Origin of the sequence: Aeromonas rivuli (genome assembly GCF_020149575.1) — a bacterium.
Taxonomy (GTDB): domain Bacteria; phylum Pseudomonadota; class Gammaproteobacteria; order Enterobacterales; family Aeromonadaceae; genus Aeromonas; species Aeromonas rivuli.
Window position 1 is genome coordinate 2,077,821 of sequence record NZ_CP079742.1, and the last position, 26,672, is coordinate 2,104,492.

Sequence of the window (26,672 nt, forward strand, 5' to 3'; positions counted from 1 at the left end):
GAGACCCCACTCGAGAAGGTCTTCCCGCAGCTGGCGGGTTCGTTCGGTTGGTTCCGAATGAAATAGGTTCGCCGCAGGACTTCATGATTCAAGCACCATGTGTGCACAGGGACTACATAGATGACACAACAACACCCCCTCCTTCGTCTGATCAATCGCACCAGTCTGGTCAGCCAGATCCTGATCGGTTTGATCGTTGGCATAGTGCTGGCCTTGCTCGCTCCTGAGTGGGCCAAATCGGCAGGTCTGCTCGGCAACCTGTTTGTCGGTGCCCTCAAGGCCGTGGCCCCCATACTGGTCTTCGTGCTGGTAGCCGCCTCCATCACGGGTCACAAGCAGGGTCAGAAGACCAATATCCGCCCGCTGCTCGGTCTTTACTTGTTCGGTACCTTCGCCGCCGCGCTGGTGGCCGTGCTGGCCAGCTTCATGTTCCCCTCCAGCCTGCATCTGGTGGCCAATACCGCCGATGTCACCCCGCCTGGGGGCATCATCGAGGTGTTGCAGACCCTGCTGTTCAACGTGGTGAGCAACCCGGTCAAGGCCCTGATGGAAGCCAACTACATCGGCATCCTGGCCTGGGCCATCGCCCTTGGCATCGTGCTGCGTCACGCCAATGAGAGCACCAAGGTGCTGGTTTCCGACTTGTCCGATGGGGTCTCTATCATCGTCAAGGCGGTGATCCGCTGCGCCCCGCTCGGCATCCTGGGTCTGGTTGCATCCACCCTGGCCGAGACCGGCTTCGAGGCGCTGCTTGGTTACGCCCATCTGCTGATGGTGCTGATCGGCAGCATGTTGTTCATCGCCTTTGTGGTCAACCCGCTCATCGTCTTCTGGAAGATAAAGCGCAACCCTTATCCGCTGGTGCTGACCTGCCTGAAAGAGAGCGGTGTGACCGCCTTCTTCACCCGTAGCTCCGCCGCCAACATCCCGGTCAACATGGCCCTGTGCGAGAAGCTCAAGCTGCCCAAGGACACCTATGCGGTCTCCATCCCTCTGGGAGCCACCATCAACATGGCTGGTGCCGCCATCACCATCACGGTACTGAGTCTGGCGGCGGCCCATACCCTGGGTCTGCAGGTGGATTTGGCCACGGCAGTGCTGCTCAGCGTGGTCGCAACCATCAGCGCCTGTGGCGCTTCTGGGGTGGCCGGCGGCTCCCTGCTGTTGATCCCCCTGGCCTGCAGCCTGTTTGGCATCAGCAATGATGTCGCCATGCAGGTGGTCGCGGTCGGCTTCATCATCGGTGTGCTGCAAGATTCCGCCGAGACAGCCCTTAACAGCTCCACCGACGTCTTGTTCACCGCGGCAGCCTGCATGGCCGAAGACGAGGCCCTGCTGGATCACCCTGTGGTCAGCCGTAACGTCTAAATCGACGGTCAGCAATCTGGCTACGTGTCAGACATGGACATGCCCTCTTCGGAGGGCATTTTTTTTGCGTGCAAACCGTGGCTGGTGCAGGGGCGGGCTTCTCTCCCTTCCTCGCAAGCGGCGTGGCGGGCCGTCGCGTCTGCCAGACGGGCAGGCAGATGCGCAGACACAGGCGTGGCTCAAGATTGTCTGGAGGGGCGGGGTGAGCAGCATGCACGGGCTGGGAGTGGGGCGGAGAACATCGATGTGGTTTGGCAGACCGCCGCTGGCAGATAACACAAAGCCCTCGATGGAGGGCTCTGGGGATCTGGTGGTGAGACGCTAGTCGTGGTGACTGAGATCGAGGGTGATGTCGCCCACCGGGCGACAGCAACAGGGCAGACACTGCCCCGCTTCGACGAAGGCAAGGGGAGGCTCCGGGTAGTGCACCTTGCCCGCCAGCAGGGGAGTGCGGCAGGCGCCGCAATAGCCGCTGCGACACTGATACTCCAGCTGGTGGCCGTGGCGCTCCAGGGTGTCGAGCAACGCCTCGCCAGGGCGAACCTGCATGGGGCCGTGCTGGCTCTCTATGATGGCCAGCGCCGGCTCGCGTTCAACCCCTGGGGTCTGGGCGGCCCGCTCTGGCGCCAGCAGTGCCTCACTCACAGCTCGAAGTCACCGAGATCTTCATGGCTCACTTCGCTGTCTATCTGACCGACCAGATAGGAGCTCACTTCCACTTCCTGGGGGGCGACCTGAACGTTGTCAGAGGACAGCCAGGTGTTGATCCAGGGAATAGGGTTTTGCTTGGCGCCGCTAAAGGCGGAAGGCAGTCCGACGGCGGCCATGCGCAGGTTGGTGATGTACTCAACGTACTGGCAGAGGATGTCCTTGTTCAGGCCAATCATGGAGCCGTCCTGGAACAGGTACTCGGCCCACTCCTTCTCCTGCTCGGCCGCTTCCTTGAAGATGTCGAAGCAGGCCTGTTCACACTCCTGAGCCACGATGGCCATCTCGGGATCGTCCTGGCCGCTGCGCATCAGGTTGAGCATGTGCTGGGTGCCAGTCAGGTGCAGGGCTTCATCACGGGCGATCATCTTGATGATCTTGGCGTTGCCCTCCATCAGTTCGCGCTCGGCGAAGGCGAAGGAGCAGGCAAAGCTGACGTAGAAACGGATCGCCTCCAGGGCGTTGACACTCATCAGACACAGATAGAGCTTCTTCTTGAGCTCATGGAGGTCGATGGTGCGCTCAGCGCCGTTGACCATATGGGTACCGGCACCGTGCAGGTTATAGAGCGCGGTCGCCTCGATCAGGTCGTCATAGTAGCAACTGATGGAGCCGGCGCGCTTGAGGATCTGCTCGTTGGTCACAATGTCGTCAAACACCTGGGAGGGGCTGTTGACGATGTTGCGGATGATATGGGTATAGGAGCGCGAGTGGATGGTTTCGGAGAAGGCCCAGGTCTCAATCCATGTCTCCAGCTCCGGGATGGAGACCAGCGGCAGCAGCGCGACGTTCGGGCTGCGGCCCTGAATGGAGTCCAGCAGCGTCTGATACTTCAAGTTGGAGATGAAGATGTGCTGCTCGTGGGGGGGCAGGGCATGGTAGTCGATGCGATCCCGCGAGACGTCCACCTCTTCCGGGCGCCAGAAGAAGGAGAGCTGCTTCTCGATCAGCCGCTCGAATACATCATATTTTTGTTGATCATAACGGGCCACGTTGACCGGCTGGCCAAAGAACATGGGTTCCTTGAGCTGGTCATTCTGGGTCTGGCAAAACGTTGAATAAGCCATGGTGATTTGAATGTCTTGAATTGGGAAACAGGAGAGCGGGAGTGAAGGCTCCCGCTCGGTGTTTATCAGATCTTGCAGGCGCCGCCGGCACAGCCGTCATCTTGCATGTCGGCCTGGGTGTCGTCAGCACCGTCACGGGTGTTGTGATAATAGAGGGTCTTGAGGCCGTATTTGTAGGCGGTCAGCAGATCCTTGAGCAGCTGCTTCATCGGTACCTTGTTGCCTTCGAAACGGGCCGGATCATAGTTGGTGTTGGCAGAGATCGCCTGATCCACAAACTTCTGCATAATGCCGACCAGCTGCAGGTAACCATCGACGCTCGGTTGCTTCCAGAGCAGCTCGTATTGATCCTTGAGGCGCTCGTACTCGGGCACTACCTGCTTGAGGATGCCATCCTTGGAGGCCTTGACCGACACCAGGCCGCGCGGCGGCTCGATGCCGTTGGTGGCGTTGGAGATCTGGCTGGAGGTTTCGCTTGGCATCAGGGCGGTCAGGGTGGAGTTGCGCAGACCCACGGTCTTGATCTCTTCGCGCAAGGTTTCCCAGTCCAGGTGCAGCGGCTCCTGGCACAACACGTCCAGATCCTTTTTATAGGTATCGATGGGCAAAATGCCCTGGGCGTAAGTGGTCTCGTTGAAAGCCGGGCAGGGGCCGAATTCACGGGCCAGCTGTACCGAGGCTTTGAGCAGATAGAACTGGATCGCCTCGAAGGTGCGGTGGGTGAGCGCCAGACCAGAACCGTCGGAGTAACGGGCGCCGTTCTTGGCCAGGTAGTAGGCGTAGTTGATGACGCCTATCCCCAGGGTGCGGCGGTTCATGCTGCCTTTCTGGGCGGCCTTGAGCGGGTAGTCCTGATAGTCGAGCAGGGCATCCAGGGCGCGCACGGCCAGATCGGCCATCTCTTCGAGATCTTCGAGCTTCTCGATGGCGCCGAGGTTGAAGGCCGACAGGGTGCACAGGGCAATCTCGCCACTGTCGTCATCCACGTTATTGAGCGGCTTGGTCGGCAGCGCAATTTCCAGGCAGAGGTTGGATTGACGTACCGGCGCCACGCTCGGATCGAACGGGCTGTGGGTGTTGCAGTGATCCACGTTCTGGATGTAGATGCGACCGGTACCGGCGCGCTCCTGCATCATCAGGGAGAAGAGATCCACCGCCTTGATGGTCTTCTTGCGAATGGCCGGATCTTGCTCGTACTTGACGTAGAGCTGCTCGAACTTGTCCTGATCCGCGAAGAAAGCGTCGTACAGGCCGGGGGCATCGGAGGGGGAGAACAAGGAGATGTCACCGCCCTTGATGAGGCGCTGGTACATCAGCTTGTTGATCTGTACCCCGTAGTCCATGTGACGGACCCGGTTCTCTTCCACGCCGCGGTTGTTTTTCAGCACCAGCAGGCTCTCCACCTCGGTGTGCCACAGGGGGTAGAACAGGGTGGCGGCACCGCCGCGCACGCCGCCCTGGGAGCAGCATTTGACCGCAGTCTGGAAGTACTTGTAGAAGGGGATGCAGCCGGTGTGGAAGGCTTCGCCGCCACGAATGGGGCTGCCCAGACCACGAATGCGGCCGGCGTTGATACCGATGCCGGCGCGCTGGGAGACATAACGGACGATGGCGCTGGCGGTGGCATTGATGGAGTCCAGGCTGTCATCGCACTCGATCAGCACGCAGGAGCTGAACTGACGGGTCGGGGTGCGCACGCCGCTCATGATGGGGGTCGGCAGGGAGATCTTGAAGGTCGAGACCGCATCATAGAAGCGCTTGATATAGCTCAGGCGCGTCTCTTTCGGGTACTTGGAGAAGAGGCAGGCCGCTACCAGGATATAGAGGAACTGCGGGCTCTCGTAGATCTCGCCGGTGACGCGGTTCTGGACCAGATATTTGCCTTCGAGCTGTTTGACGGCGGCGTAGGAGAAGTCCATGTCACGCCAGTGATCCAGGTGCTCGTTGAGCTCCTCGAATTCGGCCTGGGTGTAGTCGGTCAGCAGGTGCTTGTCGTATTTGCCCATGTCTACCAGACGAGCGACGTGGCTGTAGAGGTGGGGCGGTTCGAACTGGCCGTAGGCTTTCTTGCGCAGGTGGAAGATGGCCAGACGGGCTGCCATGTACTGGTAATCCGGGCTCTGTTCGGAGATCAGATCAGCGGTAGCCTTGATGACGGTTTCGTGGATGTCGGCGGTACGGATACCGTCATAGAACTGGATGTGGGACTTGAGTTCTACCTGGGAGACTGAGACGTGGTCGAGTCCCTCTGCGGCCCAGTCGAGCACACGGTGAATTTTATCCAGATCGATGGGTTCTTTGTGGCCGTTACGCTTCGTCACAAACAAGTTCATTGGCTGATGACCTTTAGTTGATTCCCGAAAAACTCACCGCAAGGCTTGACAAGCAAGCCAGTTCGCCCCTCGTTTCTAGTGGGGCGATATGCGGTGAGGCACAAGATGTAGTGTTATTTTGAGTTCGAGCTACAAGATAGTGAGGTCATCACAGCTTTGCAACGTATGGATGGGGGTATAGCTGTGGATAAATTGTGGGTGTCTCATGATAGTTAGTGACTGCTCACAGTGAACGGGTTTTCCTTCGTCCGCTCCCTGAAAAGCAAGCCTGCCTATCCAAGATATAAAATTAAAATAACTTTTTTTTCTTGCGAAACTAGCCCCGTTTTACTAGCAATCGCACCCCTCTGGATCCTTGCACAATCCCTGTGCGATCCGCGCCAAAAATGGTCGCCATTATGCAGCAACGTTCCCCGCGCAGAACGGTGAAAAAGTGAGTCATCGAGCCTGTGTCGCGTGCAAAAACAGACAGGGCCCGTCGGGCCCTGTCTGTTTCATGTTAATGACGACAAGCGTCCCTCGGCGGCGCATCTGCGGCATGAGCACGCACTGGGATGGGCCATCTTTGATCCCGGCGGGATCCAGCGAGTCTGGCTGTGCGTCACCCGAGTTCGTAGCGCAACCAGTGATGCAACGCCTGCACCGTATCAAAGTGCAGATCCGCCCCCCAGGCTGCCGGGTCATCCTCCCCATGCAGGTAGCCCCAGCCGGCGATGGCGGTCAACATGCCGGCGTTGCGGCCCGCCTCGATGTCGCGCACATGGTCGCCGACATAGAGGCAGTGCGCGGCCTCGACCCCTAACTGCTCACAGGCGAAATACATGGGGGCGGGGTCGGGCTTGCGCACCGGCAGGGTATCGGCGCTGACCGTCACGCCACAGCTGGCCAGTGCCGGCAGGGCCGCCAGCAGCGGCTCGGTCAAAAAGCCCGGCTTGTTGGTGACGATGCCCCAGGGCAGGGACCGCTCGTCCAGCCATTCGATGAGATCGATCATGCCCTCGTAGGGGCGGGTGCCGACGCACAGATGGCTGGCGTAGTAATCGAGCAGGGCGGTGCGCAGGCGCGTCGCCCCCAGCTCTTCCAGTAGTTCGTCCCCCAGGCCCGCCTTGAGCAGGCCGAGCGCCCCGTGGGAGGTGGTCTGGCGAATGATCTCATCCGAGAGCGGGGCAAAGCCTTCGCTTATCAGCACATGGTTGACCGCGGCGCCCAAGTCCGGGGCGGTGTCGAGCAGGGTGCCGTCCAGGTCGAACAGCACGCAGCGCACGCTTGTCTGGCGGGTACTCATCAACCCAGCTCCGGGCGGACAAACTCCACCATGTAGTTGACATCGACGTTGGCGCCCAGCTTGAAGTGGCCGGTGAGCGGCGAGTAGTGCACCCCGCTCATGTCCCGTACCAGCAGGCCCGCGGCCTCACCCATGCGACACAGTTCGGCGGGGGTGATGAATTTCTTGTGGTCATGGGTCCCCTTGGGCACCATTTTCATCAGGTATTCGGCGCCGACAATCATCATCAGGAACGACTTGGGGTTGCGGTTGATGGTCGAGACGAACACCCGGCCACCCGGGCGCACCAGGGTGGCGATGGCACGCAGCACCGAGGCGGGATCCGGCACGTGCTCGAGCATCTCCATGCAGGTCACCACATCGTACTGACCGGGCGCCTCATCGGCGTGCTGCTCGGCGGTCATCTGCTGGTAGTGAAGTTCGACCCCCTGTTCCAGGGCGTGGAGGCGGGCGACCCCGAGGGGCTCCTTGCCCATGTCGATGCCGGTCACCTTGGCGCCACGGCGGGCCATGCTCTCGGAGAGAATGCCGCCGCCGCAGCCGATGTCGAGCACCGGCTTGCCAAACAGGCCGCCACTCTTGTCGGTGATCCAGTCAAGGCGCACCGGGTTTATCTGATGCAGCGGCTTGAACTCACCCTCCAAATCCCACCAGCGGGAGGCGATGGCTTCGAATTTGGCAATTTCTGTCAGATCGACATTGGCGTCAGTGTTCATCTTGGCAAAATCCTGTGGCAGGGCGCTCGACCCGTCGGGAGCGCAATCTATTGTCCTGGCGGGCATTATAACGAACCAACTTATGCAAACCAGCCCGATTTCCGACTTAAGCAATGGCCCTTGTTGTGTTACTATGTCGCGCTGTTTATGCCAAAGAACAACTAATTAGGGATTAAGGCTTTCTATGAGCGATCTGGCCAGAGAGATCACGCCGATCAACATCGAAGAAGAGCTCAAGAGTTCCTATCTGGATTACGCCATGAGCGTGATCGTAGGACGAGCTCTGCCGGATGTGCGTGATGGCTTGAAACCGGTTCACCGCCGCGTTCTGTTTGCTATGAACGAGTTGGGGAACGACTGGAACAAGCCCTATAAAAAATCGGCCCGTGTGGTCGGTGACGTAATCGGTAAATACCACCCCCACGGCGACAGTGCCGTGTATGACACCATTGTCCGCATGGCGCAGGATTTTTCCATGCGTTACATGATGGTCGACGGTCAGGGTAACTTCGGTTCGGTCGACGGCGACAGCGCCGCCGCCATGCGTTATACCGAAGTCCGGATGGCGCGCATCTCCCATGAGCTGCTGGCCGATCTGGACAAAGAGACCGTGGACTGGGTGCCCAACTATGACGGCACCGAGCTGATCCCGGCTGTCATGCCCACCAAGGTGCCCAACCTGCTGGTCAACGGCTCCTCCGGTATCGCGGTGGGCATGGCGACCAACATTCCGCCTCATAACCTCACCGAGATAGTGAACGGCTGTCTGGCGCTGATCGAAAATGGCTCCCTCACCATCGATGAGCTGATGACCTACATCAGCGGCCCAGACTTCCCCACCGGCGCCATCATCAACGGTCGTTCCGGCATCGTGCAGGCCTACCGCACCGGTCGCGGCTCCGTCTATGTGCGTGCCAAGGCCGAAGTGGAAGTGGACGAGAAGACGAGTCGCGAGACCATCATCGTTCACGAGCTGCCTTATCAGGTGAACAAGGCGCGGTTGATCGAGAAGATTGCCGAGCTGGTCAAAGAGAAGAAACTCGAGGGCATCAGTGCCCTGCGCGATGAGTCTGATAAAGACGGCATGCGCATCGTTATCGAGATCAAGCGCGGCGAGTCTGGCGAGATTGTGCTGAACAATCTCTACAAGCACACCCAGATGCAGACCACGTTCGGCATCAACATGGTGGCGCTCGATAACAACCAGCCCAAGGTGATGAACCTTAAAGAGATCCTGGATGCCTTCCTGCTGCACCGCCGTGAGGTAGTGACCCGCCGGACCGTGTTCGAACTGCGCAAGGCGCGGGATCGGGCGCACATCCTGGAAGGTCTGGCCGTTGCGCTGGCCAACATTGACCCCATCATCGAGCTGATCCGTCACTCCGACACCCCGGCAGACGCGAAAGCCAAGCTGGTCGCGCGTGGCTGGGAGCTCGGCAACGTGGCCGGCATGCTGGAAAAAGCCGGTGACGATGCAGCCCGCCCCGAGTGGCTGGAGCCTGAGTTCGGTATCCGTGAAGGCCAGTACTTCCTGACCGAACAGCAGGCCCAGGCCATCCTTGACCTGCGTCTGCACAAGCTGACCGGTCTGGAGCACGAAAAGATCCTGGAAGAGTACCAATCTCTGCTGGATCTGATCGCCGAGCTGCTGTTCATTCTGGCAAGCCCGGAACGGCTGATGGAAGTGATCCGCGATGAACTGCTGGCCGTGCGCGAGCAGTATGGCGACGAGCGTCGCACCGAGATCAGCGCCTCCAGCGCCGAGATCAACATCGAAGATCTGATCACCCCGGAAGACGTGGTGGTGACCCTCTCTCACCAGGGTTATGTGAAGTATCAGCCGCTGACCGACTACGAGGCCCAGCGCCGCGGTGGTCGTGGCAAGTCGGCCACCCGGATCAAGGAAGAGGACTTTGTGGAGCGTCTGTTGGTGGCCAACACCCACGACACCATCTTGTGCTTCTCCACCCGTGGCAAGGTCTACTGGCTCAAGGTGTATCAGCTGCCTGAGGCGTCTCGTAGCGCCCGTGGCCGCCCGATCATCAACTTGCTGCCGCTGGAAGAGGGTGAACGTATCACCGCCATCCTGCCGGTCAAAGAGTATAGCGACGACAAGTATGTGTTCTTCGCCACCGCCGACGGTACCGTGAAGAAGACCAGCCTGTCAGCGTTCAGCCGTCCGCTCTCCTCCGGCATTCGTGCCATCAACCTCAAAGAGGGCGATGAGCTGATTGGCGTGGACATCACCGATGGCAGCAACGAGATCATGTTGTTCTCCGATGCGGGCAAGGTGGTTCGCTTCAATGAAGGCAGCGGCCGCGCCGATGCGGATGTCGAGAACGATAGCGACGCCGATGAGGATGTGGAAGCCGACGCCGTCAGTGATGACGACAGCAGTGACGCCGCCGAAGGCAGCGAAACCAAGGGCACCTTCAAGGGGGTTCGTCCCATGGGCCGTACCGCCGGTGGGGTTCGTGGTATCCGCCTGCTCAATGGCGACAAGGTGGTTTCCCTGATCGTCCCCCGTGGCGAAGGCGCCATCCTGACCGCCACCGAGAACGGTTACGGCAAGCGTACCGCGCTGACCGAGTACCCGACCAAGAGCCGTGGTACCCAGGGCGTTCGCTCCATCAAGGTGGACGAGCGTAACGGCAAGGTGATCGATGCGATCCAGGTCGAAGATACCGACCAGATCATGCTGATCACCAATGGCGGCACCCTGGTGCGTACTCGCGTCGCCGAGGTGAGCATCATAGGCCGTAACACCGGTGGTGTTCGTCTGATCCGTACCGGTGAAGATGAGACAGTGGTCGGTCTGCAGCGTATCGCCGAAAGCGACGAGGAAGAGGTCCTGATGGATGGTGAGTCGGCTGAAGCCGGTACCGCCGCCGCAGGTGACATCGTCCCCGAGTCGGGCGAGGCTCAGCAGAGTGATCAAGCCGAACAGGCCGATGAGGAGTAATACTCCATCGTCTGGCCGAGTTGGCTAGTTGCTGCAAAAAAGAGCGCCTTAGGGCGCTCTTTTTTATGGTCTGCCGTTGGCTGGCGGCAACCTTGACGCTGGCTGGCGTTGTCTCGCTCAGCATGAGCTCCTTGGCCGGCAGGAGTGAATGTCATCTGGTTGTCATGGCACAAGGATAAGCTGCACTCGACATCAGCCGGTGTCGTGTCATGTCGAGGAGTCTGCGATGTTACAACTCTGGTGGTCGAAATGGTTCGGGGATGAGTCTGGGGCTGAGCGGGAAGAGGAGTTGGTGGCCTTTGAGCCATCCAGGATCCCGGTTGAATTGCTAAAAGGCAGCCAATCGTCCTGAACCTCAGCCGCTCTCTGAGCGGCAGGGGCAGTGGCAAAGCGGGAGAGGGGATATGTCTCCCGCTAGATGCCACAGGGCCATCCTGGGGATGTCAGTGCCAGCCAGGGCCCGGTGGTGACTACCCGCAGCAGAGTCCTTGCTCCGCTCTACGCTCCCACTCTTGATACTTCATTATCCGTGATCCCATGCTGTCACTTGGGTTCGCGGTTCCCTCCTGAACCTCTCCATCCTGTGTCTGCTCCCGTTGCCTGGATGCCCGGTTCACCGTCTGTTGCCACGCTGTCATCCCTTCATCTCGATGGGTTGGCGGGGCGGGTGAAGCTAGAACAGTTCGAACTGTTGGTGGGGACGGATAAAAGCGTGCAGGTTAAGGGGCGTATGAGCCGAGTTGAGCCCCGAGCGTTTGCAGATCAGCCGAAAGCGCTGGGCAAGCAGCTCGGCAAACTGGCCGCTGCCACGCATGCGATCCCCGAAGGCCGGGCTATTGAGCCGACCTTTCCGGCTGGCTTTCAGTTGATTCAGTACAGCCTGCCGCTTGTCGGGATAGTGCAATGTCAGCCAGTCATCAAAGAGCTGCGTCAGCTCATGGGGCAGGCGCAGCAAGATGTAGCCAGCCTGGTTGGCCCCCTGCGCGGCGGCCGCGCTGATGATCTGCTCGAGTTCAGATCCGTTGAGCCTGGGGATCATGGGGGCTGCCAGCACTCCCACCGGGATCCCGGCCCGTGCCAGCTTGCCGATCACCGCCAGCCGCCCCTGCCCCGTACTGGCTCTGGGTTCCAGTTTTCGCCTGAGATCCTCATCCAGTGTGGTGACCGAGACCATGACGTGGCACAAGTCTTCGCTGGCGAGAGCCTGTAGCAACTCGAGGTCTCTGAGCACCATGGCGCTCTTGGTAATGATGCCTACCGGATGCTTGTGAGCCAGCATCACTTCGAGCAAGGCGCGGGTGAGGCGGTATTGCTGCTCAATGGGCTGATAGGGATCGGTATTGGCGCCAATGACGATGGTCTGTGGTTGATATCCGGGTTTGGAAAATGCCTGACGCAATAGGTGGGCGGCGTTGAGCTTGGCAAACAGTTTTGTTTCAAAATCGAGCCCTGGGGAGAGCTCCAGGTAGGCATGGCTGGGCCTGGCATAGCAATAAATACAGCCATGTTCACAACCCTGATAGGGGTTGATGGAGCGACTAAAGGGTACATCCGGCGACTGGTTATGGCTGATGATGCTCCTGGCCTGGATCCCGTGCACCTGGGTTTGAGGGGCGCTATTCATAAACTCGGGCGCCCAGTCGATGCCTTGTTGCCAGCCATCGTCGACGGCCTCGATGCGGAGGCCACTGAAACGATGATCCAGGTTGTGAAGGGTACCGCGTCCAGCCATCTCTCACTGCTCATAATAACTGTGTTTATATACAGTCATTGTGAGCGATGAGACCGACAAAGACAAGTCGCCAGACGACAGTGGGATGGGCCCCTCATCCAATGAGGATGGGGAGGGGCCAGGGGCTGACGCAAACCCCCGGTACTGCTCAGACTTGCATTCCAGATTACATTTCGTTTACATAAACCAAATGCGAACTGGATCACGGAACTCCTTATGACAAAGTCACGCTACCGCTGGTTGTTCATTGGCCTGACCGGTGTGCTGATCTGGCGTCTGCTGCCGGATGGTGCAGACGAGATGCACAGTGCCCAGCGCGCCTGGCAACAGGGGCGCTTCAGTCAAGCCGTCGGGATCTGGCAGTTGAAAGCCGAGGCGGGAGAACCCAGAGCGCAGGCCTTGATGGGGTGGAGCCACGAGCTGGGGCAGGGCAGTACCGCGGATGTGGCTGAGGCGATTCGCCTCTATCGCCAGGCTGCCGAGGGGGGTGATGCCTTTGGTCAATATCGCTTGGGGGAGGTTTATCTGCGCGGTCATGGGGTGACGCAGGATCTGGCGCTGGCGTTTCACTGGATGGATCTGGCGGCCCGCAACGGTGATGTGCCCGCCATGCTCAAGCTTGGCATTTTGCATCTGATGGGGGTCAATGGCCGGGTGGACCTGGTTCAGGCCAGGCAGTGGCTGTTTCAGGCCGCCCAGGGGGGCAACAAGATGGCGCTGCGGGTGTTGGAGGAGCTGACACTGGCGGAGGAGGGCAAGAGCCAGTTCGATTTCAACTGGTAGCCGCTGCTGGTTGGGGCAAGCGGAACGGATTGAATTTCGCTGGCTGACCCATGGTGTGAGTCGCGGGATGAGAAGGTCTGGTGTCAGCACCAGACCTTCTTGCTGTGTGGGCGATCGCCGAGTCAATGGTTGGTCCGGATTGAGCGGGCCCGCCGCTGGGGCCAATTTTCTCGCGTGCGGCCCTATGCCCGGCTCTGCTGCGTCATCGCGGGATTGCGCTGCACCGCTCTCCCGGGGGCGAAGAGGAAGAAACTGATCGCCGCGAGCAGCGAGGCGCGTTGACCAGGTCAACAACGCTCGTTGGTGGGTATGAGCAGGGGGAGCGCTGAGTCAGGGATGATGTTCGCGCCCAGATAGCGACCATTCAAACTTGTCTGGGTTGTCACGTCTGATACAATCCTCGACTATCCCCGTTAATGGATAGCCTCGCACGGAGTAAGGTGCGTATCACCGCGTGTAGCAGCCGTATTGTGAACGGTGAAACATCAAGGTGAGTTGCTTGATATTAAAGGATATTTTCAATTCACACGTGGCCTTTGGTAGGGGTCACCACTGTCAAGGAAGCAATCATGCCAATCATTACTCTGCCTGACGGCAGTCAACGTCAATTTGCCCAGGCCGTTTCCGTCATGGACGTCGCCGCGGACATAGGTCCCGGTCTCGCCAAGGCGTGCATTGCCGGTCGGGTGAACGGTGAACTGGTGGATGCCTGCGAGCTGATCGAAGCCGACGCCCAGCTCTCCATCATCACCGCCAAAGACGAAGAGGGTCTCGAGATCCTGCGTCACTCCTGCGCGCACTTGCTCGGTCATGCCATCAAGCAACTCTGGCCGCAGACCAAGATGGCCATAGGTCCTGTCATCGACAACGGCTTCTACTATGACGTCGATCTCGATCACACCCTGACCGAAGAGGACATGGCTGCACTGGAAGCCCGTATGCTCGAGCTGGCAGACAAGGATTATGACGTCGTCAAGAAGCGGGTTTCCTGGCAGGAGGCGCGCGATGTGTTCGCGGCCCGTGGCGAGAGCTATAAAGTCGAGATCCTGGATCAGAATATCGCCCGTGATGATAAGCCCGGTCTCTATCATCACGAAGAGTATGTCGACATGTGCCGTGGCCCTCACGTGCCCAACATGCGTCATTGCCACCATTTCAAGTTGCAGAAGATGTCCGGCGCTTACTGGCGTGGCGACTCCAACAACAAGATGCTGCAGCGTATCTACGGTACCGCCTGGGCCGACAAGAAGCAGCTCAAAGCCTACCTGCAACGCCTCGAAGAGGCCGCCAAGCGTGACCACCGCAAGATAGGCAAGCAGCTCGACCTGTATCACATGCAGGAAGAGGCTCCCGGCATGGTGTTCTGGCACAACGATGGCTGGACCATCTTCCGTGAGCTGGAAACCTTCATGCGCACCAAGCTGCGTGAGTATGACTATCAGGAGGTGAAAGGCCCCTCCATGATGGATCGCGTGCTGTGGGAGCGCTCCGGTCACTGGGATAAATATGCCCAAGGCATGTTCACCACCCAGTCCGAGAACCGTGAGTACGCCATCAAGCCGATGAACTGCCCGGGTCACGTGCAGATCTTCAACCAGGGCCTCAAGTCCTATCGCGACCTGCCATTGCGCATGGCGGAGTTTGGCTCCTGCCACCGCAATGAGCCGTCCGGTTCCCTGCATGGTCTGATGCGAGTCCGTGGTTTTACCCAGGATGACGCTCACATCTTCTGTACCGAAGAGCAGATCATGGAAGAGGTTTCGGCCTGTATCCGTATGGTCTATGACGTCTACGGCACCTTTGGCTTCGAAAACATCGTGGTCAAGCTCTCCACCCGTCCGGAGCAGCGCATCGGTTCAGATGAAGCCTGGGATCGCGCCGAAGCGGCCCTGGCCGAAGCCCTGGTGTTGAACGGCCTGAAGTACGATCTGCAGCCGGGTGAAGGGGCGTTCTACGGCCCTAAAATTGAATTCACCCTGCACGATTGCCTGGATCGTGCGTGGCAGTGTGGTACAGTGCAGCTCGATTTCGCCCTGCCAGGTCGGCTGGGCGCCACTTATGTGGGCGAGGACAACGAGCGTCACGTCCCCGTGATGATACATCGCGCCATCTTGGGGTCCATCGAGCGCTTCATCGGCATATTGACCGAAGAGTACGCAGGACTGTTCCCTACCTGGTTGGCACCGACTCAGGCCGTGGTGATGAATATCACGGATAATCAGGCCGATTATGCCGTAAAAGTGGCCAAAGCATTGAATGATGCGGGCCTTCGTGCAAAAGCGGACTTGAGAAATGAGAAGATTGGCTTTAAAATCCGCGAGCATACTTTGAAACGAGTACCTTTCATGCTGGTCTGTGGCGATAAAGAAGTTGAAGCCGGTCAGATTGCAGTACGGACTCGTAAAGGGGCTGACCTGGGCACTTATCCTGTTGAAGAGCTAATCGCTCTACTGTCCCAGGAAGTTCAGACCCGCGGACAAAAGAAAGTGGAGGAATAAGCTATAAAAGGCGGAAAAAAACTGGGCAAGCAACCGCAAGCCCGCGCTCACCGGATCAATACCGAGATTCGTCTGAAAGAAGTTCGTTTGACTGGACTTGATGGTGAGCCCTTGGGCGTCGTCGAAATCCATGATGCACTGAACTTGGCCCTTGAGGCTGGAGTAGATCTGGTCGAGATCAGCCCTAATGCTGAACCGCCCGTTTGCCGAATCATGGATTACGGCAAATTCCTCTACGAGAAGAGCAAGACCACCAAAGAACAGAAGAAAAAGCAGAAAGTTGTCCAGGTCAAGGAAATCAAATTCCGTCCTGGTACAGACGAAGGCGACTATCAGGTAAAACTACGCAACCTGGTTCGCTTTTTAGAAGACGGGGACAAGGCGAAGGTCACCCTGCGCTTCCGCGGTCGTGAAATGGCTCACCAGGATCTTGGTATCAAGGTACTGGAGCGCGTCAAGAACGATCTGGAAGAGCTGGCCGTAGTCGAGTCGTTCCCGAAAGTCGAAGGCCGTCAAGCTGTGATGGTTCTCGCACCTAAGAAGAAATCTTAAGGCCCACAAGAAATTGACTCATGGGTTCACCCCATGAGTCGGTTCGCCTTGCGATTTTGTTGTCACTCACAATGCGGAGTATGAAATGCCGAAGATGAAAACCAACCGGGGTGCTGCAAAGCGCTTCAAGAAGACTGGCTCAGGTCGCTTCAAGTGCAAGCATAACCACCTGCGTCACATCCTGACCAAGAAGAGCAGTAAGCGTAAGCGTAAGCTGGGGCCGAAGTTCATGGTTTCTGCTGCCGACCACAAACGTGTTGTCGCTTGTCTGCCGTACGCATAAGGGGGATGTGAAAAATGCCAAGAGTTAAACGTGGTGTGACTGCTCGCGCTCGTCACAAGAAAGTAATGAAAGCCGCCAAGGGTTACTACGGCGCCCGTTCCCGTGTCTACCGCGTAGCGGTACAAGCGGTAACCAAAGCTGGTCAGTATGCCTATCGTGACCGTCGCCAGAAAAAGCGTCAGTTCCGTCAGCTGTGGATTGCACGTATCAACGCTGCAGCCCGTCAGAATGGTCTGTCCTACAGCCGTCTGATCAACGGTCTGAAGAAAGCGTCTATCGAAATCGATCGCAAGATCCTGTCCGATATCGCTGTTCACGACAAGCTGGCTTTCACCGCCCTGGTTGAAAAGGCTAAAGCAGCGCTGGTTTAATCCGGTTCTGTTATGAAAGATAAAAGGAGGCCCAGGCCTCCTTTTTTGTTGTCTGCAATTCATCGAATTCTGTTACCAGACCCGACTGTTACCTCCGTATATCTGCAATATGATGTCACATATGCCAACAAACTAGTGTTGTCGCCCCATATTTAACGGGGGGAGGGGAGCAAGTCAGCCTCTTACCCGATAACAAAATGATTTCTCGGGAGAAAAGGCTACCTTAACTATGGTCAGCCAAGGGGCTTTTTTTGTATTATCCCCCTCTTGACCTTATTTAGCCTACAGGCTCCTGTTTCGGGAGTGGTGACGAGGAAGACATGCAACAGCTTGAAGAAGTAGTCGGCCAGGCCAAGGCCGAAATTGAGGGCGTCAATGACGTGGCGACCCTCGACGAGATCCGGGTCAAATATCTGGGTAAAAAAGGCTTTTTTACCGAGCAGATGAAGACCCTGGGTGCCTTGTCCGCCGAAGAGCGTCCCGCCGCCGGCGCCGTGATCAACCAGGCCAAGCAGCAGGTACAAGATGCCCTGAATGCGCGCCGCGATGATCTTGCCGCCCAGGAGCTGAACCAGAAGCTTGCCGCCGAGACCATCGACATCAGCCTGCCGGGCCGCCGCATCGAGAACGGCGGTTTGCACCCGGTGACCCGCACCATTGAACGCATCGAGCGCCTGTTTGGCGAGATGGGCTTCAAGGTCGAGCGCGGTCCCGAGATTGAAGATGGCTTCCACAACTTCGATGCGCTGAACATTCCGGCTCATCACCCGGCGCGTACCGATCACGATACCTTCTACTTCAATCCCGATCTGATGCTGCGTACCCACACCTCCGGTGTGCAGATCCGCACCATGCAGCAGCAACAGCCGCCAATTCGCATTATTGCGCCGGGCCGCGTCTATCGTAACGACTACGACATGACCCACACCCCGATGTTCCATCAGGTCGAAGGTCTGCTGGTTGACGAGCATGCCAGCTTTACCGAGCTGAAGGGGATACTGCACGACTTCCTGCGCAACTACTTCGAGGAAGACTTGACCATTCGTTTCCGTCCCTCCTACTTCCCGTTCACCGAGCCGAGCGCTGAAGTGGACGTGATGGGCAAGAACGGCAAGTGGCTGGAAGTGCTGGGCTGCGGCATGGTGCACCCGAACGTGCTGCGTTCGGTCGGCATCGATCCGGAAAAATACTCCGGCTTTGCCTTCGGCATGGGCGTTGAGCGCCTGACCATGCTGCGTTACGGGGTCAATGACCTGCGTGCCTTCTTCGAAAACGATCTGCGCTTCCTCAAGCAGTTCAAGTAAGGGCGAGAGAACATGAAATTCAGTAAATCCTGGGTGATGGAGTGGGTCCGCACCGAGTTGAGTGACAACGCACTGGCCGAGCAGATCACCATGGCCGGCCTGGAAGTGGACGCCATCGAGGCAGTCGCCGGCCAGTTCAACAATGTGGTGGTGGGCGAAGTGGTCGAATGTGGCCAGCATCCGGATGCCGACAAGCTGCGGGTGACCAAGGTCAACGTGGGCGAAGCCGAGCTGCTGGACATCGTCTGCGGCGCGCCGAACTGCCGCACCGGCCTGAAAGTGTGCGTGGCCAAGGTCGGGGCGACCCTGCCGGGTGATTTCACCATCAAGAAAGCCAAGCTGCGCGGTCAGCCGTCTCACGGCATGCTCTGCTCCTTCAGAGAGCTGGGTATCGACGTCGAAGCCGACGGCATCATCGAGCTGCCGGCCGATGCCCCCATCGGCACCGACATTCGCGACTACTTGAATCTGAACGACGTCGCCATCGACGTGGACTTGACCCCGAACCGGGCCGATTGCCTCGGGATTGCAGGGCTTGCTCGCGAGATCGGCGTGCTCAACAGCGTGGACGTGGTCGAGCCGAGCTGGACCCCTGCTGCTGCCACCATAGACGCGACCTTCCCGATCCGGGTTGAAGCAACCGCCGATTGCCCCCGTTATCTGGGCCGCGTCATCAAGGGGCTGAACCTGCAAGCGCAGAGCCCGCTCTGGATGCAGGAGAAGCTGCGCCGTGGCGGCATCCGCTCCATCGACTCCATCGTCGACATCACCAACTTCCTGCTGCTGGAATATGGTCAGCCGATGCACGCCTTCGACCTGGCCAAGCTGGAAGGGGAATTGGTAGTACGCCGCGCCAAGGCTGACGAGCCCATGACCCTGCTGGACGGTACCGAGGTGAAGCTCAAAGACAACACCCTGGTGATTGCCGATACACAAGGCCCTGCCTGCATGGCCGGTATCTTCGGCGGTGATCGCACCGGTGTGTCCGAGTCCACCACCGATATCCTGCTGGAGTGCGCCTTCTTCGCGCCGCTCTCCATCACTGGTCGTGCCCGTGCCTACGGCCTGCACACCGACTCTTCCCACCGCTTCGAGCGCGGGGTCGATCCCGAGCTGCAAGCCAAGGTGATGGACAGAGCCACCCGCCTGCTGCTGGACATTTGTGGCGGAGAGTGCGGCGGTGAAGCGGGTCCGGTCATCGAGGTCAAATCCGATGCCCACCTGCCCAAGGCTGCTCCCATCAAACTGCGCCGTGCCAAGCTCGACAAGGTGATCGGCATCAGCGTGGCCGACGCCCAGGTGCTCGAGATCCTGACCCGCCTCGGCATGCAGGTGACGGTTGACGCCGACGGTTGGACCGCGCTGGCCCCCTCCTGGCGTTTCGACATCGCCATCGAGGAAGACCTCATCGAGGAAGTGGCTCGCATCTACGGCTACAACAAGATCCCGAACCTGAAACCTGCCGCCTCCCTGGCGATGGTGGAGCAGGCCGAAGGCCAGGTGACCCTCAAGCGGGTCCGTGACCTGCTGGTCGACCGCGGTTTCCAGGAAGCGATCACCTACAGCTTCGTGGATCCCAAGGCTCAGCAGGCTCTGTTCCCCCAGAGCGATGCCCTGGTGCTGCCCAATCCAATCTCGGTCGAGATGTCCGCCATGCGCGTCTCTCTGTTCCCGGGTCTGGTGCAGGCGGTGGTCTACAACCAGAACCGCCAGCAGGGCCGTGTGCGTCTGTTCGAGCAGGGCTTGCGCTTCATCCAGGACGAGCGTGCCGAAAACGGCATCCGTCAGGAGCCGATGCTGGCCGGCATCATCACCGGTAACCAGAGCGATGAGCACTGGGACATCAAGAGCCGCGGCAGCGACTTCTTTGATTTGAAAGGGGACCTGGAAGCTGTCCTGGATCTTACCGCCGAAGGGGCCAGCTTCAGCTTCGCACGTACCGAACACAGTGCCCTGCACCCGGGTCAGAGCGCGGCCATACTGCGCAACGGCGCCGTCATCGGCCACATCGGCGTGATCCACCCGAGCCTCGAGAAGAAGCTGGGTCTCAAGACCCGTGCCATCATGTTCGAGCTGGAGTTGAACAAGCTGATCCCCGCCAAGGTGCCGGTTGCGGCCGAAGTGTCCCGCTTCCCGGCCAACCGTCGCGACATCGCCGTGGTGGTCGACGCTGCGGTTCTGGCCGGTGATGTGCTCGCAGTAATTAAAAAAGTTGGCGGAAATCAGTTAGTTGGAATAAACTTGTTTGACGTATACCAGGGTGCTGGTATGGCAGAGGACAAGAAGAGCCTGGCCATCAGTCTTGTATTGCAAGACACCCAGCGCACCCTGGAGGAGAAAGAGATTGCCGAGACCGTAGACAATGTCGTGCGGGCCCTCGGTGAAGAGTTGAATGCCTCCTTGAGGGATTGATCTATGGCGCTTACCAAAGCCGACATTGCAGAGCACCTGTTCACCCAGCTCGGGATGAGCAAGCGTGAAGCCAAAGATATGGTGGAAGCCTTCTTTGAGGAGATCCGACAGGCGCTGGAACGCGGCGAACAAGTCAAAATCTCGGGCTTCGGTAATTTTGATCTTCGTGAGAAGAACCAGCGTCCAGGACGTAACCCCAAGACAGGCGAAGATATTCCCATCAGCGCCCGTCGGGTGGTGACCTTCCGCCCCGGCCAGAAACTCAAGGCCAGGGTTGAGACGGTCGAACCCAATGAGTCTTGAGTTAACTAACGAAAAGCCAGGCGTCTGCCTGGCTTTTGCTATGCCATGATCCGCGCGATTTTTCTGTTGGCCAGCTTGCTGGCCGGCACGGCTCACGCCATGGTGCTGCCGTTGCCCCCCTCGACCCAGCACTATGCCTCGTCCATTGACCAGCTCACCTTCTGCTATCCCAGCCTGGTGCGTTCCCCCTATCTGGAGAAGAAGGGGGGGTTTTTGATGGATCAACTCGACAGGCTGGCCAACACACTGCCGATCCCCCTGGTCAAGATACGACTCGACAGCTGGGAAGCGGTTCGGGACGGGTTGCGATCCGGGCGTTGTGATCTGGTGCCGAGCATAGGCCCTTCCCCGACACCCCGCGCGGGTTACCTCTATAGCCGCACCATACTCGAGTCCGAGTCCGCCATTCTCTACCGTGGCAAACTCAATAACGCCATCTTTCTGGTATCCCCCGTCTGGCAGCAGAGCAAACGTCTGAGCCGGCTCTACCCCAGAGCCACTCAGCTGACCCTCGCCAATCCCGATCGCTGGTTTGAGGCACTCAAGGCCGGCGAGGGGAGTGCCTATCTGGGCGACTATCTGCAACTGCGCCATCTGATGCGGCAAAACCCGGCCGAAGGGTTGCGGCTGAGGCGACTGCGCAGTGATGATTGGGTCATTGGCTACCGGCTGGAGATGGGGGATAAGCCCGAGCTGAAGCGCCTGGTCGACACCGGTATTCGCTATCTGACCCCGGGCGCCCTCTATCAGGATCTGGAGCGCTATCTGGCCGATGGCAAGCAGACCATCAACCCGGTGCACTTTACCGATGAGGAGCAGGCCTGGCTGGCAGGACGGGGGAGCCGGGTGCGGCTGGTGATCAACCCGGACTTGATGCCCTATAGCGGCGTCGATGATCAGGGCCAGCTCAGGGGCTGGAGTGGCGATGTGCTGCGCTGGGTGGGTCAGCAGACCGGCTTGCGCTTTGAGACAGTGCCCGCTGCCAGCCGGGAAGAGGCGCTGGACAAACTCAGGCGTGGGGAGGCCGACATGATGGCCGGCTTGCTCGAATCCCCTCGTCTTGGTCAGGAGTTCGAGTTTACCCGCACCATCGCCGAGAACCGTTTCGCCCTGGTTTCCCTCAAGTCCAGGCAGATCAAGCGACTGAGCGAGCTGAGCGGCGAGCGGGTGTTGGTGCCGACCAGCCTCTATGATCCGGACATGCTCTCCGGCTATGGCAATGCCGCCTGGGTGCGGGTCGATGATGTGGATCAGGGCCTGAGCGAACTGCGCAGCGGCAATGCGGACTGGTTGCTGAGCGAGCTCTACCAGCTGCAATACCCCCTGCGCAGCAATCAGTTGACCGAACTCAATGTACGGGAACTCGATGACAGCTTTGCCCTGAGCTTTGCGGTCAACCGCCAGCATCTGTTGCTGGCCAGCGTGCTGGATCAGGGGTTGATGACCCTCAATAGGGAGCAGATGGCGGAGCTGACCCAGCGCTGGCACAGGCTCACCCTCACCCAGCAGAGTGGCGTCAGCTACTGGGTGCTGTTCGGTTCGGTGCTGCTGGCGCTGTTGATCAGCGCCGCCGTGATAATGCTGATCTGGCGCTCTCGCCAGCAGCTCTCCAAGGAGGTGGCCCAGCGTCTGGCGGCGGAACAGGCTCTGGCCGTCGAGAGCCGGTTTCGTGAGTCCCTGTTCCAAGCCCTGCCGGTCCCCGTGTTCCTGCGGGATGGCAACGGCGACATCATCAAGCGCAATAAACGTGGCAAACGGCTGGAGGCCCGTCATCCAGGCCCGCTGACCCTGCCAGCCCCCGAACAGGGCGCCACCGAGGGGGAGTTGACCCTGGGAGAGCGGGTCTTCTCCTACGCCCAGATACCGCTGCGCCTCGGCCACCAGGGGCCCGCCGGGGAGCTGATTGCGCTCTCCGATATCAGCTCACTGCGCGAGCGGGAGCGATTCTCACGCCAGGCGGAGCGTCGCTTGCGGGCGCTGACCAATACGGTGCCCGGCATGGTGGTGCAGTTCCTGCTGCGCGACGGTCTCCTCGGCGAGCTGGAATTTGTCAGTCGTGGCAGCTTCGAGCTGCTCGGGGTATCGAACAATCGACTGCGCCGTGAGCCCCTTGATGCCCTGGCCGCCCTGAACGGCAGAGACAGGTATCAGCTGCAGGTGGATATGCCCGCCATGCTGGAGGCGGGTCAGCCCTTCTCCTATGTCCTGCGATATCAACATCCCGCCGAAGGGCTGCGCTGGTTGCAGTTCCATGGCCGGGGGCGGCGCCTGGATGAGGATGGCTGGCGGGTCTACGGCGTGGTGCTGGATGTGACCATGCGGGTGGCTCAGGAGCAGGCCCTGCAACGATCCCATGCCAGGGCGGAGCAGGCGATGCAGGCCAAGGGTCGTTTCCTTGCGGCCATCAGCCATGAGATACGCACCCCCATGAATGCCATTCTCGGCTGGCTGGAGTGGCTCGCGACCACCCCTCTGTCCGATCAGCAGCAGGGGGCCGTGACCAGTGTGCGTCAGGCCGGGGATGAGCTGCTCGGCCTGCTCAATGATGTGCTCGATTTCAGCCGCAATGAGAGCGGCAAGTTGAGCCTGGCGCCACAACCGACGGATCTGGCGCTGTTGTGCGAGCGTGTCATTGCGGTGCACTGGCCCAAGGCACGTAACAAGGGCCTGCAGTTGAGGCTGAAATTGAGCGCCGACTTGCCCAACCGGGTCGAGATTGATCCCCACAGGGTGCAGCAGCTGCTGCATAACCTGCTCTCCAATGCCATCAAGTTCAGCACCCGGGGCACTGTCTGCCTGTGGGCCGATCTGCAACTCGATGGGGGTAAATCCTGGCTCAGGCTCGGGGTTGACGATCAGGGACCCGGCATTGCGGCCGAGTTGCTGGCGCGGCTGTTCGAGCCCTTCGAACAGGGGGAGGTCAGTGGTCAACTCAGGGCGCAGGGTACCGGACTCGGCCTGGCCATTTGTCGCCAACTGCTCGAACAGATGGGCGGCACCATTGCCATGACCCCGGGTCTGGGTGGCGGCAGCCGCTTCATCGGCAAAGTGCCTCTGCTCGTATCGGAGACGGAGGCAGCCAGGGAGAGCACCGTCACGCGGCTGGCCATCAGTTTGCCGGATAGTGAGCGCGAGGAGGTGGATCCCTGGTTGGCCCGTTATGGGTTGACGCCGGTCGCACCGGAGGAGGGGATCCCCTGCCTTGGCACGCAGCTCGATGAGCATGGTTTGCTGACCTGGCGCTGGCAGGGCAAGAGTTGGATACCCGGCACCCTGGTGAGCCTGTTGCAAGAGGATGTCAGCGAGGCCATGAGCGTCAATCTGACCCAGGCCGGGGTGGGACTGCGGGTGTTGCTGGTCGAGGATCACGACATGAACAGAGCGCTGATCAGCATGCAGCTCCGTCAGCTCGGCGCCCAGGTGTGGTGTGCGAACCATGGGCTGCAGGCCCTCGATATGGTGCGGGAACACCCCGTGGATCTGGTGTTGACCGATCTGCAGATGCCGTTGATGGATGGCGCCGAGCTCTGCCAGCAACTCAGGGCTACTGCCGAACACAAGGCATTGCCCATCTATATCGTCACCGCCGATGTGAGTGAGCAGGCGGCGCTGCGTCTGGCAGCTTGCGGTTGCACTGGTCGCCTCGAAAAACCCCTGCGTCTGGAGACCCTGGCCGCGCTGCTGCACCGGATCCCGCGGGCATTGCCGTCCCCTGGGGATGAGCCGGGATCCCGGACCGGGTCTGCGCCGGACAGGCAGAGCCCTATCCCTGAGGGTCGGTTGGCCATGCCACTCCTGAGCGATGAGTTGATCGCTCTCTACCTGACCACCACCACCGCAGACATCGACAAGTTGGCCGAGGCCCTTGCCGGCCAACAAGCCACTGAGAGAGATGCGTATTTACACAAGATCAGGGGGGCTGCGAAAATGGTCGCGGCCCAGCCTCTGCTGCAGGCGATGGCTCGCTGGCACAGGGAGCCCGAGCTACCCCTGATCCTGTTGCTGCGCCAGGCCCTGGATGAGACGGCGCACCAGCTGACCGAGAGACAAACTGATGATCATCACAGATGAAGAGCTGATGGCTCTGTTGGAATCCCCGACAGAACAGGAGTCCGGTTTTCATACCCTGACCCTGTATGCCCTGGATAATAACGCTTATGAGGCGGCCAAGGCTGCGGGGTTACCCGACTATGTCTCCCTGTGGCGTGCCCGACCCGATGCCAGCTGGCAATGGACGGGGTTGTTTGCCACCGGTGCCATCGCCTTGTATGACCCAGGCGAGCATGCTGGCACGGAGTACTTTGCCGCCATGACGCAGGATCACGAGGGGGTTTGCCGTCTCAGCCAGGATTGGCAGGCGGCCCTCGCGCTGCGTCAGCAGCAGTGGCTCGCCTGGCTGGCAGATTTCGAGCTGCTGCTGCTCGAAGACCACCCATTCCAAGGTGCCCAGTTGCAGCAACAGATCCAGCAGCTGGGTCTGCCGTGCCGCTGGGTGCAAGATGGCGCCAGCTGCCTGGCGCTCCTGGCCGAGGGCAAGACCCGGCTCTTGCTCTGTGACTTGAGTCTGGCGGAGCAGGATGCCATCAGTCTGTTGCTTGCCAACCGTCAATTTCAGAGCTTGCCGATCATCTTGCTCTCCGCCCATGAGCAGACCCTGATCGATGGCAGTCGTCGTCTGCTCCATGACGCCGGTTTCAATGTGCTGGCCGCCCTCGCCAAGCCGCTCCAGGGCGAAGAGCTGCTGCGCCAGCTCAAGGGGCTCTATCTTGGCAACCAGCGGCTGCGGCGGCTCAAGGGGCTGCGCCGCACCGTGCGCAACTGGCAGGGGCAAGGGATAGGCACACTCTCTCTCAAATCCAACCCCCCCTTGCAGGGCGCGCACTGGTTGCCTTTCACCGGCTGCGCAACTGACTGGCAAGCACTCAAAGCCTGGCTTGACAGCCTGGATCGCACGCCTCAGGCGCTCACCCTGGTGATCCAGCGCCGGGATGCCCTGCTCGGGGATCAGGCCGCCTTCGCCCTGGTGCTGCAAGCCAGTCTGGCGGGGGTCAAGCTGGCACTGTTGCTCGATAATGGCGAGCATTTGCCATTCGATCTGCTCGAGCGCTTGCCGTTTCAGCAGTTGCTGCTCGGCCAGCCTCTCTTGCAGGAGTGGGAGCGGGCGGCGCCAGACTCTCTGCTTGGCCGCTTCATGGCGCGGGTTCGTGAGATAGGCATCGACATCTATCTGGACGACAGCGTCAAGTTGCTGGATGAGGAGAGTTGGCGCACCCGGGGTGCGGCGGGATACTGGTAGGTGATCCGTTATCTCTGCTGGCCCCAGGACGAGGCCCGGCTTGCGCGCGGACTCGCCGGTTGGCAGCCGGCGCTGACCCGTGCCGATCTGCCGCTGGCAATGACCCTGGGGGGGACGGTGTGCCACCTTGCGGAGTTGGGGCCCGCCGATGAGACACGCATCATGCAAGCGTTCGAGGAGCTGAGTCAGTACAGCGTCTACCTGCGCTTCATGCGCGCCAAGCAGCATCCCACCGCCGAGCAGGTGGCCTTCTTCCTCCAGTATCCGAGGGATAGACAGATCTCCTTGTTGCTCAGCGACAGCCGGGGCGCCCCCCTGGCTCAGGCTCAGTCAATCCGTCGTCGCCTGCATCCGGATAGAGCCGAGTTTGCCTGTATCGTCGCCGATCATTTTCAGCACAAGGGTGCGGGTCGTCGCCTGTTGCTGGCCCTGGCCATATTGGCGCGGGGGGAGGGCATTCGCGAGTGGACCGCCGAGGTGCTGGCCCAGAACAGACCCATGCTGGCGCTGCTCAAGAGTCTGGGGCTGCCGCTCACCTTGGTGACGGGGCGTGAACTCATCTTCGTGCGGCTCGATCTCAGTGTGCTGGATCCCTGGCTGGGGTTACCGGGTGTTGGCCAATGGACTGCCCCCCCACCGCGCGGTTCTAAGACCAAGGGCGAATAGGCCCCCTCAGGGCGCCTGTGTTAAGGTCTCTCC

General features: G+C 59.9%; 19 protein-coding genes. 13 read left to right on the top strand and 6 right to left on the bottom strand.

The window, feature by feature from the left end; translation table 11 throughout:
• Positions 1-120: 120 nt before the first annotated feature.
• A complete protein-coding gene (gene sstT / locus KYK33_RS09845) occupies positions 121-1,368 on the top strand; it encodes a serine/threonine transporter SstT (RefSeq protein ID WP_224432849.1) in 1,248 nt (415 codons plus the stop codon).
• A gap of 321 nt (positions 1,369-1,689) precedes the next feature.
• Here the strand turns inward: sstT and yfaE are convergent, their stop codons facing one another.
• The 5 genes from yfaE to ubiG form a co-directional block, all read right to left on the bottom strand.
• A complete protein-coding gene (gene yfaE, locus KYK33_RS09850) occupies positions 1,690-2,013 on the bottom strand; it encodes a class I ribonucleotide reductase maintenance protein YfaE (protein WP_310504053.1) in 324 nt (107 codons plus the stop codon).
• A complete protein-coding gene (gene nrdB / locus KYK33_RS09855; protein WP_042042407.1) occupies positions 2,010-3,143 on the bottom strand; it encodes a class Ia ribonucleoside-diphosphate reductase subunit beta in 1,134 nt (377 codons plus the stop codon). The genes yfaE and nrdB overlap by 4 nt, the downstream gene beginning before the upstream one ends.
• A gap of 65 nt (positions 3,144-3,208) precedes the next feature.
• Complete coding sequence (gene nrdA, locus KYK33_RS09860; RefSeq protein ID WP_224432850.1) at positions 3,209-5,476, bottom strand: class 1a ribonucleoside-diphosphate reductase subunit alpha; 2,268 nt, start codon at positions 5,474-5,476, stop codon at positions 3,209-3,211.
• Positions 5,477-6,077: 601 nt separating this feature from the next.
• Complete coding sequence (locus KYK33_RS09865) at positions 6,078-6,761, bottom strand: HAD family hydrolase (RefSeq protein ID WP_224432851.1); 684 nt, start codon at positions 6,759-6,761, stop codon at positions 6,078-6,080.
• Positions 6,761-7,477, bottom strand: coding sequence for a bifunctional 2-polyprenyl-6-hydroxyphenol methylase/3-demethylubiquinol 3-O-methyltransferase UbiG (gene ubiG / locus KYK33_RS09870; protein ID WP_005907197.1), 717 nt, complete (start codon positions 7,475-7,477; stop codon positions 6,761-6,763). Before ubiG ends, KYK33_RS09865 begins: the two co-directional genes overlap by 1 nt.
• Positions 7,478-7,661: 184 nt before the next feature.
• Between ubiG and gyrA the strand changes: the two genes are divergently transcribed.
• Complete coding sequence (gene gyrA, locus KYK33_RS09875; protein ID WP_042042411.1) at positions 7,662-10,439, top strand: DNA topoisomerase (ATP-hydrolyzing) subunit A; 2,778 nt, start codon at positions 7,662-7,664, stop codon at positions 10,437-10,439.
• Between the two features lie 673 nt (positions 10,440-11,112).
• On the opposite strand, the gene KYK33_RS09880 is transcribed toward gyrA, so the two are convergent.
• Entirely contained in the window at positions 11,113-12,171 is a 1,059-nt protein-coding gene (locus tag KYK33_RS09880; RefSeq protein ID WP_224432852.1) for a PA0069 family radical SAM protein, read from the bottom strand.
• A 216-nt stretch (positions 12,172-12,387) separates the two neighbouring features.
• On the opposite strand from KYK33_RS09880, the gene KYK33_RS09885 reads away from it, so the two are divergent.
• The 11 genes from KYK33_RS09885 to KYK33_RS09935 all read left to right on the top strand — a co-directional run bounded on the left by KYK33_RS09885 (position 12,388) and on the right by KYK33_RS09935 (position 26,639).
• Complete coding sequence (locus KYK33_RS09885; RefSeq protein WP_224432853.1) at positions 12,388-12,954, top strand: tetratricopeptide repeat protein; 567 nt, start codon at positions 12,388-12,390, stop codon at positions 12,952-12,954.
• 569 nt (positions 12,955-13,523) lie between these two features.
• Entirely contained in the window at positions 13,524-15,452 is a 1,929-nt protein-coding gene (gene thrS, locus KYK33_RS09890) for a threonine--tRNA ligase (RefSeq protein WP_224432854.1), read from the top strand.
• Positions 15,453-15,473: 21 nt separating this feature from the next.
• On the top strand, positions 15,474-16,004 hold the full coding sequence (infC, locus tag KYK33_RS09895) for a translation initiation factor IF-3 (RefSeq protein WP_259236227.1): 531 nt from the start codon (positions 15,474-15,476) through the stop codon (positions 16,002-16,004).
• A gap of 85 nt (positions 16,005-16,089) precedes the next feature.
• Entirely contained in the window at positions 16,090-16,287 is a 198-nt protein-coding gene (gene rpmI / locus KYK33_RS09900; protein WP_005315535.1) for a 50S ribosomal protein L35, read from the top strand.
• Positions 16,288-16,301: 14 nt separating this feature from the next.
• Positions 16,302-16,658, top strand: a complete 357-nt coding sequence (gene rplT, locus KYK33_RS09905; protein ID WP_005300683.1) for a 50S ribosomal protein L20 — start codon at positions 16,302-16,304, stop codon at positions 16,656-16,658.
• A gap of 320 nt (positions 16,659-16,978) precedes the next feature.
• Complete coding sequence (pheS, locus tag KYK33_RS09910; RefSeq protein WP_224432855.1) at positions 16,979-17,962, top strand: phenylalanine--tRNA ligase subunit alpha; 984 nt, start codon at positions 16,979-16,981, stop codon at positions 17,960-17,962.
• 12 nt (positions 17,963-17,974) lie between these two features.
• Entirely contained in the window at positions 17,975-20,374 is a 2,400-nt protein-coding gene (pheT, locus tag KYK33_RS09915; protein ID WP_224432856.1) for a phenylalanine--tRNA ligase subunit beta, read from the top strand.
• Between the two features lie 3 nt (positions 20,375-20,377).
• Complete coding sequence (gene ihfA, locus KYK33_RS09920) at positions 20,378-20,677, top strand: integration host factor subunit alpha (RefSeq protein WP_005908994.1); 300 nt, start codon at positions 20,378-20,380, stop codon at positions 20,675-20,677.
• A 45-nt stretch (positions 20,678-20,722) separates the two neighbouring features.
• Positions 20,723-24,748 (top strand): ATP-binding protein, encoded by a 4,026-nt coding sequence (locus KYK33_RS09925; RefSeq protein ID WP_224432857.1) that lies wholly within the window; start codon positions 20,723-20,725, stop codon positions 24,746-24,748.
• Positions 24,732-25,973 carry a response regulator gene (locus KYK33_RS09930; RefSeq protein WP_224432858.1) on the top strand — a complete coding sequence of 414 codons (1,242 nt, stop codon included), beginning with the start codon at positions 24,732-24,734 and terminating at the stop codon, positions 25,971-25,973. The genes KYK33_RS09925 and KYK33_RS09930 overlap by 17 nt, the downstream gene beginning before the upstream one ends.
• Positions 25,974-26,639 (top strand): GNAT family N-acetyltransferase, encoded by a 666-nt coding sequence (locus KYK33_RS09935; protein ID WP_224432859.1) that lies wholly within the window; start codon positions 25,974-25,976, stop codon positions 26,637-26,639. It abuts the gene before it with no gap.
• Positions 26,640-26,672: the final 33 nt, after the last annotated feature.